This is a genomic window from Acinetobacter sp. NS-4, from assembly GCF_037402435.1.
Lineage (GTDB): Bacteria > Pseudomonadota > Gammaproteobacteria > Pseudomonadales > Moraxellaceae > Acinetobacter.
The window spans coordinates 41,908-58,390 of record NZ_JBBEUE010000005.1; the positions used below are offsets into that span (position 1 = coordinate 41,908).

General features: G+C 41.5%; 15 protein-coding genes and 1 tRNA gene. 8 read left to right on the forward strand and 8 right to left on the reverse strand.

The window, feature by feature from the left end; all coding sequences use genetic code 11:
- Nucleotides 1-229: 229 nt before the first annotated feature.
- Together WAE57_RS05495 and cysS are read right to left on the reverse strand one after the other, a co-directional pair.
- Nucleotides 230-305, reverse strand: a tRNA-Gly gene (locus WAE57_RS05495).
- A 65-nt stretch (nucleotides 306-370) separates the two neighbouring features.
- Nucleotides 371-1,792, reverse strand: a complete 1,422-nt coding sequence (gene cysS / locus WAE57_RS05500; RefSeq protein WP_337708971.1) for a cysteine--tRNA ligase — start codon at nucleotides 1,790-1,792, stop codon at nucleotides 371-373.
- A gap of 420 nt (nucleotides 1,793-2,212) precedes the next feature.
- Between cysS and WAE57_RS05505 the strand changes: the two genes are divergently transcribed.
- From WAE57_RS05505 to WAE57_RS05540, 8 genes are all read left to right on the forward strand, one after another.
- Nucleotides 2,213-3,190: a KpsF/GutQ family sugar-phosphate isomerase gene (locus tag WAE57_RS05505; protein ID WP_237786508.1), complete on the forward strand. Its 978-nt coding sequence runs from the start codon at nucleotides 2,213-2,215 to the stop codon at nucleotides 3,188-3,190.
- 3 nt (nucleotides 3,191-3,193) lie between these two features.
- Complete coding sequence (locus tag WAE57_RS05510; protein WP_086174346.1) at nucleotides 3,194-3,733, forward strand: HAD-IIIA family hydrolase; 540 nt, start codon at nucleotides 3,194-3,196, stop codon at nucleotides 3,731-3,733.
- A 41-nt stretch (nucleotides 3,734-3,774) separates the two neighbouring features.
- Complete coding sequence (gene lptC / locus WAE57_RS05515; RefSeq protein ID WP_337708977.1) at nucleotides 3,775-4,323, forward strand: LPS export ABC transporter periplasmic protein LptC; 549 nt, start codon at nucleotides 3,775-3,777, stop codon at nucleotides 4,321-4,323.
- Nucleotides 4,307-4,873: a lipopolysaccharide transport periplasmic protein LptA gene (gene lptA, locus WAE57_RS05520; protein ID WP_237786506.1), complete on the forward strand. Its 567-nt coding sequence runs from the start codon at nucleotides 4,307-4,309 to the stop codon at nucleotides 4,871-4,873. Before lptC ends, lptA begins: the two co-directional genes overlap by 17 nt.
- Nucleotides 4,873-5,619 (forward strand): LPS export ABC transporter ATP-binding protein, encoded by a 747-nt coding sequence (gene lptB / locus WAE57_RS05525; protein WP_086174343.1) that lies wholly within the window; start codon nucleotides 4,873-4,875, stop codon nucleotides 5,617-5,619. The genes lptA and lptB overlap by 1 nt, the downstream gene beginning before the upstream one ends.
- Before the next feature lie 162 nt (nucleotides 5,620-5,781).
- Nucleotides 5,782-6,381: a YigZ family protein gene (locus WAE57_RS05530; RefSeq protein WP_337708980.1), complete on the forward strand. Its 600-nt coding sequence runs from the start codon at nucleotides 5,782-5,784 to the stop codon at nucleotides 6,379-6,381.
- Nucleotides 6,374-6,991, forward strand: coding sequence for an acyltransferase (locus tag WAE57_RS05535; RefSeq protein ID WP_337708982.1), 618 nt, complete (start codon nucleotides 6,374-6,376; stop codon nucleotides 6,989-6,991). Before WAE57_RS05530 ends, WAE57_RS05535 begins: the two co-directional genes overlap by 8 nt.
- 134 nt (nucleotides 6,992-7,125) lie before the next feature.
- Entirely contained in the window at nucleotides 7,126-7,968 is an 843-nt protein-coding gene (locus tag WAE57_RS05540; RefSeq protein ID WP_337708984.1) for a universal stress protein, read from the forward strand.
- Nucleotides 7,969-8,111: 143 nt separating this feature from the next.
- Here WAE57_RS05540 and WAE57_RS05545 read toward each other — a convergent pair whose 3' ends face one another.
- From WAE57_RS05545 to WAE57_RS05570, 6 genes are all read right to left on the reverse strand, one after another.
- Entirely contained in the window at nucleotides 8,112-8,777 is a 666-nt protein-coding gene (locus tag WAE57_RS05545) for an O-methyltransferase (RefSeq protein ID WP_337709286.1), read from the reverse strand.
- Nucleotides 8,778-8,912: 135 nt separating this feature from the next.
- Entirely contained in the window at nucleotides 8,913-9,626 is a 714-nt protein-coding gene (locus tag WAE57_RS05550) for a D-Ala-D-Ala carboxypeptidase family metallohydrolase (RefSeq protein ID WP_337708986.1), read from the reverse strand.
- Between the two features lie 142 nt (nucleotides 9,627-9,768).
- Nucleotides 9,769-10,092 carry a ferredoxin FdxA gene (gene fdxA, locus WAE57_RS05555; protein ID WP_004279936.1) on the reverse strand — a complete coding sequence of 108 codons (324 nt, stop codon included), beginning with the start codon at nucleotides 10,090-10,092 and terminating at the stop codon, nucleotides 9,769-9,771.
- Nucleotides 10,093-10,291: 199 nt separating this feature from the next.
- Complete coding sequence (gene mutS, locus WAE57_RS05560; RefSeq protein ID WP_237786501.1) at nucleotides 10,292-12,928, reverse strand: DNA mismatch repair protein MutS; 2,637 nt, start codon at nucleotides 12,926-12,928, stop codon at nucleotides 10,292-10,294.
- A 399-nt stretch (nucleotides 12,929-13,327) separates the two neighbouring features.
- Complete coding sequence (locus tag WAE57_RS05565) at nucleotides 13,328-15,337, reverse strand: alpha/beta hydrolase (RefSeq protein ID WP_337708995.1); 2,010 nt, start codon at nucleotides 15,335-15,337, stop codon at nucleotides 13,328-13,330.
- A gap of 130 nt (nucleotides 15,338-15,467) precedes the next feature.
- Nucleotides 15,468-16,382 (reverse strand): hypothetical protein, encoded by a 915-nt coding sequence (locus WAE57_RS05570; protein WP_337708997.1) that lies wholly within the window; start codon nucleotides 16,380-16,382, stop codon nucleotides 15,468-15,470.
- Between the last annotated feature and the right edge of the window lie 101 nt (nucleotides 16,383-16,483).

A 16,483-nucleotide genomic window follows, 5' to 3' on the forward strand; every position in this document is an offset into this window, starting at 1 on the left:
GATAAAAATGTATCTTTTATACTTAATTCAGCAAAATATTAATCATATGAATTCACTAAAATATTTATTAAATCTGAAAATTATTTTTTGATTTATAATACTAAACATCAAACCTATTTTTATATTTTTAAGTTGAGCTTCCTTGGAGGCTCAAATTACCTAAAAAAATCAATGATAAAATCTTGTTATAAAAAAAGCCCTTATCAATGATAAGGGCTTTTTCGTATTCTGGAGCGGGAAAGGAGACTCGAACTCCCGACCCCAACCTTGGCAAGGTTATGCTCTACCAACTGAGCTATTCCCGCAATATGGAAGTGAATTATAGAGAGTTTAATTCAACTGTCAACTCTTTATGCTTCCAAATGTTTAATTAATCAGCACGACGCCAAATTGTTCCTTGACGCGTATCTTCCAGAACTACACCTTGATCGAGCAAAGACTGGCGAATTTCATCGGCTTTAGCAAATTCCTTGGCTTTTTTTGCATCTTTACGTTGCTGAATCAAATCTTCAATCTGTTGTTCTGACAAGCCTAATGCTTCCTGACCAATATCCGACTTCAAGAAATCATCTACATTGTGCTGTGCCAAACCTAAAATATTGGTCAAGTGACGTAAAGTAGAATAATACACTGCAGCCTGTTCGGCATTTTCATCTTTCACGGCACGGTTCAATTCTTTGTTAATTTCAAACAGCACAGCAATAGCTTCAGCGGTATTGAAATCATCACGCATGGCTGCATTAAAACGCTCAACTAAAGCATCATCTAAACTATCTACCGTTTTTTCACCATAAGCTTGTTGATAAGCTTTAAATGAATGATAGAAACGGGAAAGGGTATTTTTTGCTTCTTTTAAAGCGGTGTCAGAGAAGTTAACAGGGCTGCGGTAATGCGAAGAAACAATAAAGAAACGGATCACTTCAGGATGGAACTTATCCATTACATCACGAATGGTGAAGAAGTTACCTAAAGACTTCGACATTTTTTCGCCATCAACATTAATAAAGCCGACGTGCATCCAGTAATTGACATACTGTTCACCAGTTGAGGCTTCCGATTGCGCAATTTCATTTTCATGATGCGGGAAAGTTAAATCTGAACCGCCACCGTGAATATCAAAATGGTTGCCTAGGCAGCAGGTCGACATGGCTGAACATTCAATATGCCAGCCCGGACGGCCATTGCCCCAAGGCGAAGCCCAAGAAGGTTCGTTTTTCTTGGCATGTTTCCACAGTACAAAGTCAAAGGGATGTTTCTTTTCTACTTCAACATCAACGCGTTCAGAGGCGCCAGCCTGCATATCTTCAAGCTTACGGCCAGAAAGTCGGCCATATTTGGCAAATTTTTCTACTTCAAAATAAACATCGCCATTTGCAGATGGATAAGCCGTGCCGTTATTGACCAAGTTGCCAATCATGTTTTGCATCTGGTCAATATAATCCGTCGCACGAGGAGCTTCATCTGGATGCAAACAACCTAAATTTTCCGCATCTTCGTTCATGGCTTTGATAAAACGATCGGTCAATGCAGTAATGCTTTCGCCATTTTCATTGGCACGTTTGATGATTTTGTCATCAATATCGGTGATATTACGTACGTATTTTACATTCCAGCCCTGACTGCGCAGGAAACGGATAATGTAGTCAAATGCAACCATAACTCGAGCATGACCAATATGACAGTAGTCATACACGGTCATACCGCAGACATACATGTCGATATGACCTTCTTTACGAGGTACGAATTCTACTTTTTTACGTTGCTCTGAGTTATATAGAACAAAAGGTTGCATAGGTCTTCAAATTGTTTCTACCAAAAGATGGCTCATCTTAACCTAAGCATTTTTTTTCATAAAGTTAAAACGAAAAAATGCAGGATTTTTTTAGCAGGATCGTTCTGTGGAAACATCAAAAGGTGGACATTCTCAGTTTGTGGGAGGTGCAATGCTATACTCCGCTTAAATTAAAATAATGACTTAAAAAGATTAGGGGATAAAAATTGAATCAGCAATCATTCCAATTTATGTGAAATGAGAAGAATAGGGATATATTCTTTTTATCCACAAACCATAATTTCTGCACAATTCATGAAATCTTATACATATTAAAACGTGCCATTTGCATAGATATGATAAAATTGCGAAAATTATTTTTTGCTAGACTGAGTCAACTCTATATAGAGTTAAGGTAAACCTACTTTGAACCCACCAAATATGCCAAATCAAATAGACTTTCAAAAAGTCGCATTAGAAACTTTGCGTATAGAAGAACAAGCGCTAGAAATATTGGCGACGCAAATTGATGAACGTTTTAGTCGTGCCTGCGAAATTATTTTGCAGTGCCGAGGGCGTTTAGTCATTACCGGTATGGGAAAGTCAGGGCATATTGGCCGTAAAATGGCAGCAACCTTTGCCTCTACAGGTACGCCATCATTCTTTATGCACCCAGGTGAAGCGGGACATGGCGACCTGGGCATGCTGGTTCCTGGTGATGTGTTAATCGCTATTTCAAATTCGGGCAAGAGCGACGAAATTATGATGCTCATGCCCTTAATCAAACGCTTGGAAATTCCTTTAATCACCATTAGTGGGCATGACAAAGGCCCGATGCCGCAAAATGCGGATGTGGCTTTAACCTTGGGGAATATCCAGGAAGCATGTCCACTGGGTCTGGCACCGACCTCAAGTACCACTGCAACTTTGGCTTTAGGCGATGCCTTGGCGGTTGCCTTGCTTGATGCACGTGGCTTTACTGCCGATGATTTTGCTTTGTCTCATCCCGCTGGTGCTTTGGGCAAACGTTTGTTGCTACATGTCAAACACCTTATGCATACAGGCACAGAATTGCCAAAAGTATCTCCAGATACACCAATGAATCAGGTTCTATACGAAATTTCAAATAAACGCCTAGGTTTAACCACAATTGTGGATCAAAATGACGTTCTATTGGGTATTTTTACCGATGGAGATTTACGTCGCCTAATTGATAAGCAGCAGGGTTTTGATGTGAACTTGGCTGTTGCTGAAGTCATGACTAAAAATCCTTTAACCATTTCACAAGACGCTCGTGCGGTTGAAGCTTTAGAGCGAATGAACGAAAAGAAAATCAATCAATTTGTTGTCGTAGATAGTGCAAATAAGGTCATTGGTGTGATTAGCATGCATGACTTGATTCAAGCCGGGGTAAATTAATAAATGGCATCTTATATTTTATTGGAACAGGCGCGTCATGTTGAAGCCTTGGTTCTTGATGTCGACGGCATTCTGAGTGATGGTTTTGTCACCCTGACCAATACCGGTGATGAAATCAAGTCTTTTGATATTCGTGACGGTTTGGGCATGAAACTTGTACAGAAAGCAGGTGTGAAAGTCATTATTATTACTGGACGTAAAAGTAATATTGTGGAAAAGCGCATGTCCGATCTTGGTGTCGACCTGGTTTTTCAGGGCCGTGAAGATAAAGGTGTTGCATTACGTGAAGCCTGTGCCCAATTAAATGTTGCTCCAGAAGATTGTTTGTATATGGGCGATGACTGGCCTGATCTTTCAGCATTTGCGATTGCAGGCATGAAAGTGACGGTACCGAATGGTCATGTAGAAGTTCGACGCCGTGCAGATCTGGTCACACAGGCCATGGGCGGTCGTGGTGCGGTGCGTGAAATCTGTGACATGATTTTAACGGCCAAAGGAGCTTATGAAGAGCTTCTTGAAAAATATACCGCTGTCCCACATTAATTATTAAATAATCCATTGAATTTGAGTTAAGTACCACACTTATGGATACAAAAGTTTTATACGTAACTGCTATAGCAATTGCAGCTATAAGTGGTGGTTACTACTATTACAGTGGTAAGGGTAACAAGCTTGAGGTTGACTCAGCCAGAAGCATGACTTATTCCGCTGAAAAAATTAACCTGACTCAAACCGATGATAACGGTAATTTGCATGTCCGTGCCCAGGTGGATCGTCTGGAACAGGACTTGCAAAAAGAAACGGCAAAACTGACCAACCTCAATGCCTCAATGTATAAGAACGGCGCAGTAGATGCGACTTTTTATGCCAAAGTTGCAAATAGCTATGATGATAATGAACGCGTGGTTTTGTCAGGGAATGTAGTGGCAACCAAGCTGATGCAACAAGGCCAAATGCAGTTTCGGACTCAAGAATTAACCGGATATCCTGAAACCCGGGAAATTGAAACAGATAAACAGGTCATTGTGCAATCTCCGCAAGCTGAATTCGTAAGCCAAGGTCTGAAAGCCAATTTAAATGACGGTCAATACGAATTTTTTAATATTCGAGGAAAATATGAACCAAAATCTTAAGCTTACATTGTCTAAAACCTTGCTTAAGCAAGCAGCTTTAGTCGGTTTGGTTGTATTCTCGTCGGCAGCGGCATTTGCCATTCCTTCTGACCGGAATCAGCCCATTTCATTGGTCGCTGACCGTGCCACCTATAATGAAAAAACAGGTGTGACCACTTATACTGGTAATGTCATCATTGAACAGGGCACCATGAAGTTGCAAGCCAATTCAATTGTGGCAAATCTGAACAGTCAAAAACAAATCAGCACCATTATCGCGAGTGGCGGTCCTGCACGTTTCCAGCAAAAAACCGATGTCAATAAAGGCTTGGCCAAAGGTCAGGCACAAAAGATTTTATATAATGCCGAAACCGGTATCATCACTTTGACTGGCGGTGCATGGTTACAGCAAGATGGGGCGAGTATTCGCGGTAATACCTTGAAATACAGTATGAATAAAGGTGATGTAGAAGCAACGGGTACACCAAACAATACCGGCTCATCTTCAGGCCGTGTGCAAATTGTTATTCCGCCATCAAGCTCAAAATCTTTCCCGGGAGCACGTGATTAATGGATCAATCACTCAACCAGCCTCAAACGCTTTGTATTAAGCACCTTGCAAAAAACTATAGTAAAAGATGGGTCGTCAAGGATGTGTCTTTCCAGATGCAGAGTGGGCAAATTGTAGGCTTGCTTGGTCCCAATGGTGCAGGTAAAACCACAAGTTTCTATATGGTGGTGGGTTTGGTTCGTATGGACAAAGGTGAGATTCATTTAGATGATCTCGACCTCTCAGATTTGGCCATGCATGAACGAGCCCGTAAAGGTATTGGTTATTTACCACAAGAAGCTTCTATTTTTAGAAAACTGACGATTTCTGAAAACATCATGGCGATTCTGGAAACCCGTAAGGATTTGAACAAGCAGCAACGTCAGCAGCGTTTAAATGAATTGCTGGCTGACTTTAAAATCAGCCATATTAAAGATTCATTGGGAATGAGTGTGTCGGGTGGTGAACGACGCCGTGCTGAAATTGCCCGTGCTTTGGCCGCCGATCCTAAGTTTATGTTACTGGATGAACCTTTTGCCGGGGTCGACCCAATTTCTGTCGGTGATATCAAGGATATTATTCGTAACCTGAAAGACCGTGGAATTGGTGTATTGATCACCGATCATAATGTACGTGAAACTTTAGCGATTTGTGAGCATGCATATATTGTCAGTGAAGGTGCAGTGATTGCGGAAGGCACACCGCAAGACGTACTGGAAAATGAAACTGTACGTAAAGTCTATTTGGGTGAAGATTTTACTGTTTAATTAAAGTTTAATCAGAATGATCTCATCTTATAAATTACAGTATCATTTAACTTAAAATATTTTTTAAATTTAAGAAACCTTCTTTTATAGAAGGTTTTTTTGTATCTGCAAGTCGATGAAAACAGGCTATACTGCCGCTGTGTTGTTATTTATTCCAGATTTATGCCATTTACGATTGCATCCCCAGTTACTTTTGAAGAAGACATTAAGAAAAGTCATTTTCAGGCAATTGCTGCTCCTGTAGAAAATGAACAGGCAGTAAAAGACTTTTTAGAGCTGCATAAAGATATCACCACGACACATCAGTGCTGGGCATGGAAAATAGGCCACAATGTCCGTTTTAATGATGCTGGTGAGCCATCAGGTACAGCAGGCAGACCGATTCTGGCCACGATTGAAGGCAATGAATTAACCAATATCATCGTTCTGGTCAACCGCTGGTATGGTGGTATTAAACTGGGTACAGGCGGTCTGGTGCGCGCCTATGGCGGTTGTGCAGGGCAGTGCTTGTTACTGACGGAAAAAATCGAACTGATTGAAAAGAAAAAGGTCAGTTTTTCCTGTCAGTTTAATGAATGGGCTATTTTTCAATATGAGCTGAACCAGCAACATATCGAATTTCAGGAACAATATACTGCCACAGGTGTACAGGTCGAAGCCCTTTTACAAGTCCATCAAATCCAGCCTTTTGCACTGAAAATTCAGGATGTAACCCGCGGCCGTGAACAACTTAAAATTGTGGAAGAGCCAGACCATGACTGAGCAAGACCCGTTGTTAAAATATCGCGAACAGCATAAGCATCGTTTGAATTATATGCCCTGGTTATATTGGTCATTAAAACCGAAAAATCGTGGCTGGGCGGAAGAATGGCAAAAGGAATATCAGGCTTATTTAATGGAAATGGAAACAGTCGAGATTGGTGAAAACTGTTTTATTTCACCATTGGCCCATATTTTTGCCGAGCCGGGTCGCAAGATTAGCATTGGCGATAATACTTTCATTGCCGCAGATTGCACGCTACATGGGCCTTTAGAAATTGGCAATGAAGTCGCAATCAACCATCACTGTATTCTGGATGGTGGTAGAGCAGGGATTAAGCTGCATGATCAGGTCCGTATGGCCGCATACTGCCATCTGTATGCCTTTGACCATGGTATGGAACTGCAGCAGCCCATTTACCAGCAACCGGTACGTTCGCAAGGCATCGAAGTGGGGCAGGATGTCTGGTTAGGGGCGCATGTTGGAGTTAAAGATGGTGTAAAGATTGATGCTCATGCCATTGTCGGCATGAATAGCATGGTTACCAAAAATGTTGAAAAGGCAACTATTGTTGTGGGCAATCCTGCAATATTTATTCGTCATCGGGATTAAAAAATTTCAATAAAATGAATATGAATCAGCGAGTAAGTTTAATTACATAAAAGCATGCACAGTGACAAAGAGATATGCTAAGTTAAAAATAACAATTAGACTTACAGCCTGTATGGGCGAAAAGCGAGGCGAAAATGAAACGTGTAATCGCTTGTATTGATTCTTCTCCATGTGTAAATGCAGTTGCTGAAGCTGCGGCATGGGTTGCGAAGCAGACACAACGTGAATTGGTATTATTACAGGTTTTAGACTATTACCCAGCCAGTTATCATTTGGGTGAAATCAGTGGGGTAATTGGTTTTGAAAGTAATGCAATGTTACTGAAAGAACTGGCAGAACTTGAACAAAAACAAAGTGAACTGGCACTGGATTACAGTAATAATCTTTTAAATCACATTTCTGAAATGATTCAGCAAAAATATCAGATTAGTGCCTCGCATCTGCAAGAAAAAGGCGATTTTTTAGAACAAAGCTTTCATGTGCTTAAAGAAGATGACATAGCCATTATTGGCCGAGTCGGGGAGCGCTCTGCGGAACGAAACAGGCCGATCGGCAGTAATGTCGAAAATTTTATTCGTGGTGCAAAATGTACAATCATGACAGTTGGAGAACAGTTTAAGCCACCAACCCGATTTATTTTTGCCTATGAATATTCACCGACCTGTGTCAATTTGATGAAACGTGTAGCGCAAAGTGATTTATTAAAATTATTGCAATGCCATCTGCTATATGTCGGTGATCATCCGGAAATACTGAATGAGCCTTCACAGTATTTACGTGATGCTGGCCTTGATGTGGTGACTGAATACCGTTATGGTGATGTTTCGGAAAATATACTTGAATATCAAAGCGAACATGGGATACAACTGATATTACTCGGTGCATTTAGTCACAGTAAAATTCGCCAATTCTTTTTGGGTAGCGTGGCAACCAGTATATTCCGAAATTCAAGCGTACCGTTATTGGTGGTGAAATAAGTATTATCAATACTTTACAAATACGCTTAATAATTGGTCATAGTTATCCGCATAACTTGTGGATAACTATATGGACAGTATTTGTAAATAGCTAATAAATAAATAAAAAAACAAAAAGATTGTTTTTTAACCTTTGTGTCATATTATTTCACTATGGCGATAGCAAAGCCATCATGTCCTTTGCTTCCAACTGTTTGTAAGGCGGTACAGGACAGAATTCGAGGATGGTCTTGCATGGCGGCAAACATATCACGAATACCTTCAATACTTGGTTTGTGATTGTCGGGGTTAATGATATCACCAGCGCGAATTACATTATCCAGTACAATAATGGTCCCTGAATGTGACAGGTTTAAGCTAAGTTCCAAATACTCAGGATAACTCTGTTTGTCGGCATCAATAAACACAAAGTCAAAAGGTTCAAAATCGTCAGGTAATGCCTTTAATACATCTGCGGCACGGCCAACTTTAAGATCAATGGTCTGCGGAAGTTTGGCATTATCGATATTTTCCTGACCCAAGGCTGCATGGGTATCACGACCTTCAATGGTCAGGATATAACCATCCTCAGGCAGGGCACGCGCAAGCCACATGGTACTGTAGGCAGCAAAAGTACCCAATTCAAGCACACGCTTGCACTTGTTCATTTGAATAAGCATTTGCAGCAGCATGCCCTGATTGGGCGCGACGGCAAGGTGATCTGGAAAACCTTTATCTTCGGTGTTTTTTAATGTCTGTTGCAGAATGGGGTCTTCTGGAATTAAATGTGAATCGATGTAAGCATCAATCTCTGTCCACATTTGTTGCATAGTTTTGTCACCTGTGTTGCGATGCATGCATTTTAAACCTTTCCATTCAGAGTGCAATTTATCGTTTTGATTTATTGAAAATAGGGCAATAAAAAAGAGATCAGTAGGATCTCTTTTTTTCCACAATACACGATTTTAAAAATTACACATCGAGCTGTGGCGTGAGTGGTCTGGACCCCAGGTACGGTAACCTTGAGTGTCAATATGGATTTGACCAGAAGCATACAAGCCCAGCCCCATATTCAGGCTTTGTCCGTACTGCACCCAGAATTGACATAATTTAAATTTGCTATTTTCAATAAATGCATAATCTTCTGCTTGGGGCACTTCAGGCCCAATACGGAAATCGATCGCCGAATTAAATAAGTGGCGTGACGAATTTGCACCACCCGCACATTGGTTAAGTGGCAAATCCCGGTAAACGGAGGTCACTTCAAAGTCAGTAAGCACTTTGGCAGCAACCAGGTATTTAAAGACACGTAATGTCGCAATCTGATTGTTCCACAATTCACGATTTGGAATCATATATTGGGGACGGCCGCATTTTTGCCAGTCACGAGCGGTACGCAATAATTCAAAACTCGGGATAATATTACCCACCCCATTACGTTCCAGAAAAATTTCATATTCACGTACACGATGTAAATTATCACCTATTGCTATCCATGAATTATAAACATAAGGCACTGTTTTAGGGGGAATTTGGCGTTCCAGGCTAATGCGTTCTTGGGGTATGAAGATCCGTTTCCCATCGGGTGTTTGCCCTTGTTTATGAGGAGATGTGCTACATCCAATCATGACAAGTGGGATTAGGGTCAGGCCCAGTAATCCCTTTAAAACATGCTTCATTATAGAAATCAAATATTTATAAACACGAGCTATTTTAATCTAATTTGACGGATAAAATTTGAAAATATTGCAATCAAATGTATTTTTTCAGTATAAAAAAAGATCAGCATAGGCTGATCTTTTTTCAAGTCCAAGTACAGTATTATTTTTCCAAATACTGTAACTTGTCAGCTTTACCATTCCATTCTTCACGGTCAGCAGGCTGATCGCCAATTTGAGTGATATTTGGCCATTTTTGTGAAAGATCAGCATTAAGTTCAATAAAGACTTCTTGACCTTCAGGTAACTCATCTTCCGAGAAAATAGCATTAGCCGGGCATTCAGGTTCGCATAATGCACAGTCAATACATTCATCAGGATTAATTACGAGGAAATTTGGACCTTCGTAGAAACAATCTACCGGACAAACTTCTACGCAGTCTTGGTATTTACATTTAATACAATTTTCAGTGACAACAAAGGTCATGGCGACAGCTACCTAAAAAATATGGTTCTAATTACTCTTGCAGTATTTTAGGCAAAAATGCTGCTAACTAACAATTGCTTTTATTGATATTTGTTATATATAGCGCTGTTAATTTTGATAAAAATTGCATATTTCATTAAATAATTGTAGTAAATGAAAAAGACTTCTATTTAGAAGTCTTTTTTGGTGCAAATTTTGATTAGCTTTCTAATGCATCTTTTAATGCATAAATCTGTTGCAAGGCTTCCCGAGGAGAAAGGCTGTCTACATCTAGCGATCTTAACAGATTCAGTGCAGGCACATCTTTTTCAATTTCCACCACACGTTCAATGATTTCAATAGCAGGTTCATCAACCACACTAAATAAATCATTTTGTACGGCTTTATTGAGTTGCTGATGTTGCTGCTTTTCCAAAATCTTCAACCGGTTTTGCGCCTCTTTAATCACGCTGGCTGGAATACCGGCCAGTTTGGCCACCTGCAAGCCATGACTTTGACTGGCAGGACCATGCTGAACCTTGTGCAGCAAAATTAAATTACCGTTCAGTTCTTTGGCAGTAACATGGTAGTTATCAATTCCTGACTCTTTACCCAGTTCGGTGAGTTCAAAATAATGGGTGGCAAATAAGCACAGGCATTTAATGCGCTTGCTCAGGTCAATCACACAGGCCCAAGCCAAAGATAGACCATCGTAAGTACTGGTACCGCGTCCGACTTCATCCATCAACACCAAGGACTGGTTGGTGGCATGATGTAGAATCTGTGAAGTTTCCGTCATTTCCACCATAAAGGTCGATTTGCCGGTAGATAAGTCATCTGCTGAACCAATACGAGTAAAGACGCGATCAATTGGGCCTAATACTGCCGATTTGGCCGGTACGTAAGCACCACAGTAGGCGAGTAGACTGATCAATGCAGTTTGGCGCATAAAGGTCGATTTACCACCCATATTCGGCCCGGTCACAATGGCCATACGGTGGTTGTAATCTAAAGTGGTATCATTCGGAGTAAAGGCTGTCTTGCTTAAGGCTTCAACCACAGGATGTCGGCCGGCAACAATTTTGACCCCAATTTCAGGGCTGTATTCTGGACGTGACCAGTTACGCAAACGGGCCTGATGGGCAAAATTGGCCAGCATGTCAATCTGCGCAATCGCGCTACTCATCATTTGTAAATTGCCAATGTCTTGACGTAATTCATCCAGCAGCATTTCAAACAGCATTTTTTCACGCGCCAGGGCACGTGATTCGCTCGACAGAACTTTATCTTCAAAAGATTTCAGTTCTGGGGTGATATAGCGTTCAGCATTTTTTAAAGTCTGGCGACGGATATAATGATCCGGTGCCTGATCCGCCTGAGCACGGGTCAGTTCAATATAGTAGCCACTGACACGATTATAGCCAATTTTTAGGGTTGAAATGCCGGTGTTGGCACGCTCTTGAGTTTCAAGGTCGATCAGGAACTGGCCGGCATGATCACGGATTTTACGCAGCTCATCCAGTTCGCTGTCAAAGCCTTCTGCAATGACGTTGCCATCACGCAGTAATACCGGAGGATTTTCGACAATGGCAGACATCAGGCGTTGATGTAAGCCATGAAAATCACCCAGTTCATCATTCAATTGCTGAATTAGATCAGATTGCTTGGCTTGTGTCATCGGCTGAAGGGCATGACGTAAGAACGGAATTTGCGCACAGGCTTGACGCAGTTGTACCAGATCACGCGGACGCGCACTGCCTAAAGCCACACGACTCAATACACGTTCAATATCACTAATCTCTTTCAGGACCAGACGAACAGGAGACTCATGATAGCCATTCAGCATGGCGGCAATGGCATCCAGACGGGCATCCAGTATTTTGGTGTCGCGTAAAGGCTGCATCAGGGTACGGCTGAGCAGACGGCCACCCATTGCGGTCTGGCAGTCATTAATGAGCTGGAATAAAGAGGTGCCATGATCAAACAATGGTTCCACCAGTTCCAGATTACGCCTTGTGACCGGATCTAAAGCAATAAAGTCACTGCTTTGTTCCAGTTGAATGGAACGGATATGCGGCAGTGCAGTCTTCTGGGTTTCTTTGGCATAATGAATCAATGCTGCTGCAGCGGCTTTGGCAAGCGGTAAATGATCAATACCAAAACCGGAAAGAGTAGCTACCGCAAACTGGTCACATAAAGTTTTTTGCGCATTGTTCAGGTTGAAATCGACATTGGGACGGCGGGTTACAGGGCAGTCGAGCTGTTTTTTAATTTGCTCGATAATATTGGGGTCAACAATGTCTTCATCGACCACAATTTCACTTGGCATTAAGCGGGAAAGCTCAATGGCCAGCTGCTCGTGCTGGAACTCCTGTTGCTGGACTTTAAAAATACCCGCACTCAAATCCAGCAGTGCAATACCAATTTGGCCTTGCTGTAGGCACAGTGCAACCAGATTGGAAGATTGATAACTGTTTAACAGCGCATCATCGGTCAGGGTGCCCGGAGTAATGATACGGACTACACCGCGTTCAACCGGACCTTTACCGGTAACCTCACCCAGCTGTTCACAAATAACGACCGTTTCGCCTTTTTTGACCAGACGGGCCAAATAGCCTTCGGCTGCATGATAGGGAACGCCTGCCATGGGAATCGGTTCACCATTGGCCTTGCCACGATGAGTTAAGGTAATCCCCAATAATTTGGCTGCTTTGTGGGCATCGTCAAAAAACAGTTCATAGAAGTCACCCATACGATAAAACATCAGTGAATGTGGATGCTGCATTTTGACGCTCATGTACTGCTGCATCATAGGCGTTAAATTGGAAAAATCAGCCATGATTTCCGGGTAACTCATTGAGGTAAAATCCTTAAATATTTGAATACATTTAAATCGTTAAAACTTGGCTGTCTCACCAATTTCAAATTTATGCATAAATCTCTGCCAGTTAAATCCTAGACTTTGGCGCTGCTATTGTTGTCATTTTCAAGCCAACCCGATCTAGGAAAAAACTGAGTCTCATCTGCCCAGATATCTTATCAAATTTGCAGGAATTTCGAAAAATGCTTTGCAGTAAATGGGTAAAAAATAGAAAAACAGCAACTCTGCTGTGATGCAAAAGCAAACCAAAAATGTTTTAGCGTGAAGCAAAGATGAGTGGCAACGATTCAATCTGTTCATTCTGAGCCGATCGACCAGCAAAGTTCACTTTGCCTGACTTTGCCAGTCGATCTTTTACTGAGGTTTCAATGGACATTAAGGTTGATGCAAACTGAGTTTGGTCAAATGTAGTCGTAATATTCGACGCAGTTCCAAAACCGCTTCTGGCGTTTCCTGAATCGAATGGCCACCCTTGATGATTTTTTCCGAAGCAGCACCATCTAAATGCGCGCTTCTATAGGGCACCACATCATCAGTAATGATATTGGGATCATCGCTTGTAGTCACATTGCCCATAATGGAGTGGAACACCAAGCCTTTACGTGGCTGAATATCTTTGGTGAGTTCCATGAATTTGGATTGGTGACTTAAATCACTGGGGCCATTTTGGATGAGACCATGATCAATCTGCTGCAACAAGTCTTTAAAATCCAGATCCTGACTTTGTATGCTATCGCTAATTGCAGAGAGAAATGCGCCAGGAATGCGGATGATTTTACGTGCTGCCCTGGTAAACCAGCGATCGGCGTAATCAGTTCCTTTGTGTGGGCTTGCGAGAAAAATGGCACGAGAGAAATTAGGAATATCCTTCATCACCAAACGTTGCGAAATGATCGGTAATTTTTGATATTTATTTAACTGGCGATTATTCATCATCGATAATGCTTTTTTGGTGGTATCGGCATCACTGACCAAAAGACGGGCGATAATGCCGCCCATACTATGTCCAACCAGTACTGCATCTTTTTTGGCTGGTGCATTGGCATCGACCTGGGCAAAGGCTTGAGTGAGCAGGGCATAAATCTGAAAGCGGCTTTCAATAATCGGCATATTGGTCGAATAAAACACTTGCCAGACCTGAAAGTTTTCCCGCAGTACCGTATCCCCCATAATATCGTTGGTCAGACGAATCCAGGCTTCCGGGCTACTGGCCAGACCATGCACCAGTACAATCACTTTTTTATTCGGGTTATACGGTTCTAGCATGTATAAATGCGGCATGGTGAGATGTTCATCACGATTGATCAGGGTCAAATAAGCTGCTTTGCCCAGATTGTTTTGCGCCAGCCATAAGCCATACGGGGTAGAGAAGTTGGCAGCCAATGGGTAGTTTTTGCCGCCTACATTGACCTGTTCGTATTTATAAGGGTCAAAGGCTTTGAGTTCAAACTCTGCATTATTTAAAATATCTTTGACATTGGTTGCCGACTTGGGCTGTGCAGTCAGTGTGGCTGCCAGATAGCGCGCTTGATGAATATTCGGATTGATGCCATTTTTGTAACTAAAATTTATCGGGTCAATAATATAGGGATGTTTAGATTCACCGATATCCTCTTTGACTTGCGGTAAAACTAAAACAAATTCTGAACCAAAACCATCGCGGCGGGTGATCGAACGTAAACCTGAAAAGTTCAGATTATAACTGGAAAGCAATTGTTCAATTTTTTGATCTTTTAATTGAGGATAGTAATCGAAGTTAATGCTGTAAATGCTTTTACCGACTTTAATTTGCGGTTCTACAGTCGTGGGTTTGTAGCGTAAGCCATAGGCTGAAACCAGTTTGGCCAGGGCTAAATTATAAAAGTCACGAATCTGAACCTGCCGGTTATCAAAAATACGGCCTTGGGGTTCACGTTTGGTTTTAAACATATAGGCATAGCTATAGCGAATGCTTCGATCCAGCATATACAGTTGCTGATCTAAACATTGCTCATAGGTGTCTTGCTGCAGTTTTTGTTTTTCTTCAGAGCGGGTGCTGCTTAATATGCCGACTTTACAATCGGTTGATTTTTCGAAGGTTAAGGCTTTGGCTAAATAGATTTCACTTGCTGTAGAGAGCAGTTGTTCATCCTGAATTTGCGGAATTTGTTGCAGTTCCTGAATACACTGGTCGGGTTGATCGGAGCAAATTTTAGCTTCACGACCGGTCATAGACAGGACATTCAAGCTGGCTTCACTCAATTTATTGCGGGTCAGAATACTGTCACGTTCATTGGCAATCGAGACATTGATGGCTTGGCTTTTAACACTGACAATTTGACAACCTGTAAGCAGGTAACTACTCAGCAGCGAAGCAAATAAAACTTTATATATTTGTTTTGGCATAAAGATTGTCAACTAAGTATTGTTTGAATTTTTCTTCATCATACGATAATTCTTCTAATTTTCAATTCATGCACATAAAAATAGGCCGTACTGAACGGCCTATTTGAAATGCTCATTTAAGATTTAAAAATTAAGGGGCTTTAGCTGGATTAAGCACTTGCCATACATTCCAGCGACCTTGTTTTTCAATTTCAGTAATTAAACGGTCAGCAACTTCAGCTTCCTGCGGATATTTCACTTTGTAATTTTTCAGCACCTGAATTGCATTTTTCTTTTGTTCCATGGCAATGTAGTTATTTGCCGCACAAAGATAAGCTTCCTGCACACCCGCTTTCATGGCTTTATCTAAATAAGGAATGGCTTCACGTTGACCACCACCTTCAGATAAACCAAAACCAAACCAGAAGTTTGCTTCGGCATCATTAGTGTTGATTCTTAAAATGCGCTGTGCATAGGTTAAAGATTTGGTGGTATAGACTGAACCCAAGTCCAAGTTACGGGCCATTACGCTGGCTTTAAATGCACGGATCAACACATCAAAAGATGCATTGTCTTTAGAAGCCAGGGTATCCAGCTGCTGAGTCACTTGTTTGAGTTTAGCTTCAAAGCCTTTACGTTCCTGACGTTCAGTGAAACGAGGCGGGTAATGACGTGCCTTGCCTTCTACCAACTGCAAGAAGTCATCAATTTCAGTGATATCAAATTCATTATCACCGGCAATAACAGCATATTTTACATTACGTTGATTGGTGTTTACTGTAGGAATGATCAGCTTGTTGACATCAAGGGTTACTTTTTTCGACGGATCACTTGGTGAGGTCACCTCCATTTTTGTTACAGGCTGTGCAGCAGCTTTTTGTAATGCAATTTCAAATGGAGGAGGCGCATCATAGTTAAATGGATTCAATGCATAGAACGGAGCGGTCAATTCAGGTTCAGTGAAAACAATAGGGGAATTCGAATTTTTATCTTTTGTTGGTGTCGAGCTACACCCCGAAAGTAAAGAAACAGCAATTAAGGTACATGCCAAAGGCTTAAGAGTCATATGGATCATCCATTCATTTAATTTTAAAATTGGTCAGTCAGTATGTTCCTCAGTCTAAAAAAATGTTCAGGAACATACAAGTAAGCGCTTGTTAAGATTCA

Excerpts from the sequence above, each read along its gene's own strand:
- cysS (WP_337708971.1), bottom strand. The coding sequence starts at position 1,792 with ATGCAACCTTTTGTTCTATATAACTCAGAGCAACGTAAAAAAGTAGAA.
- WAE57_RS05505 (WP_237786508.1), top strand. The coding sequence starts at position 2,213 with ATGCCAAATCAAATAGACTTTCAAAAAGTCGCATTAGAAACTTTGCGT.
- WAE57_RS05510 (WP_086174346.1), top strand. The coding sequence starts at position 3,194 with ATGGCATCTTATATTTTATTGGAACAGGCGCGTCATGTTGAAGCCTTG.
- lptC (WP_337708977.1), top strand. The coding sequence starts at position 3,775 with ATGGATACAAAAGTTTTATACGTAACTGCTATAGCAATTGCAGCTATA.
- lptA (WP_237786506.1), top strand. The coding sequence starts at position 4,307 with ATGAACCAAAATCTTAAGCTTACATTGTCTAAAACCTTGCTTAAGCAA.
- lptB (WP_086174343.1), top strand. The coding sequence starts at position 4,873 with ATGGATCAATCACTCAACCAGCCTCAAACGCTTTGTATTAAGCACCTT.
- WAE57_RS05530 (WP_337708980.1), top strand. The coding sequence starts at position 5,782 with ATGCCATTTACGATTGCATCCCCAGTTACTTTTGAAGAAGACATTAAG.
- WAE57_RS05535 (WP_337708982.1), top strand. The coding sequence starts at position 6,374 with ATGACTGAGCAAGACCCGTTGTTAAAATATCGCGAACAGCATAAGCAT.
- WAE57_RS05540 (WP_337708984.1), top strand. The coding sequence starts at position 7,126 with ATGAAACGTGTAATCGCTTGTATTGATTCTTCTCCATGTGTAAATGCA.
- WAE57_RS05545 (WP_337709286.1), bottom strand. The coding sequence starts at position 8,777 with ATGCAACAAATGTGGACAGAGATTGATGCTTACATCGATTCACATTTA.
- WAE57_RS05550 (WP_337708986.1), bottom strand. The coding sequence starts at position 9,626 with ATGAAGCATGTTTTAAAGGGATTACTGGGCCTGACCCTAATCCCACTT.
- fdxA (WP_004279936.1), bottom strand. The coding sequence starts at position 10,092 with ATGACCTTTGTTGTCACTGAAAATTGTATTAAATGTAAATACCAAGAC.
- mutS (WP_237786501.1), bottom strand. The coding sequence starts at position 12,928 with ATGAGTTACCCGGAAATCATGGCTGATTTTTCCAATTTAACGCCTATG.
- WAE57_RS05565 (WP_337708995.1), bottom strand. The coding sequence starts at position 15,337 with ATGCCAAAACAAATATATAAAGTTTTATTTGCTTCGCTGCTGAGTAGT.
- WAE57_RS05570 (WP_337708997.1), bottom strand. The coding sequence starts at position 16,382 with ATGACTCTTAAGCCTTTGGCATGTACCTTAATTGCTGTTTCTTTACTT.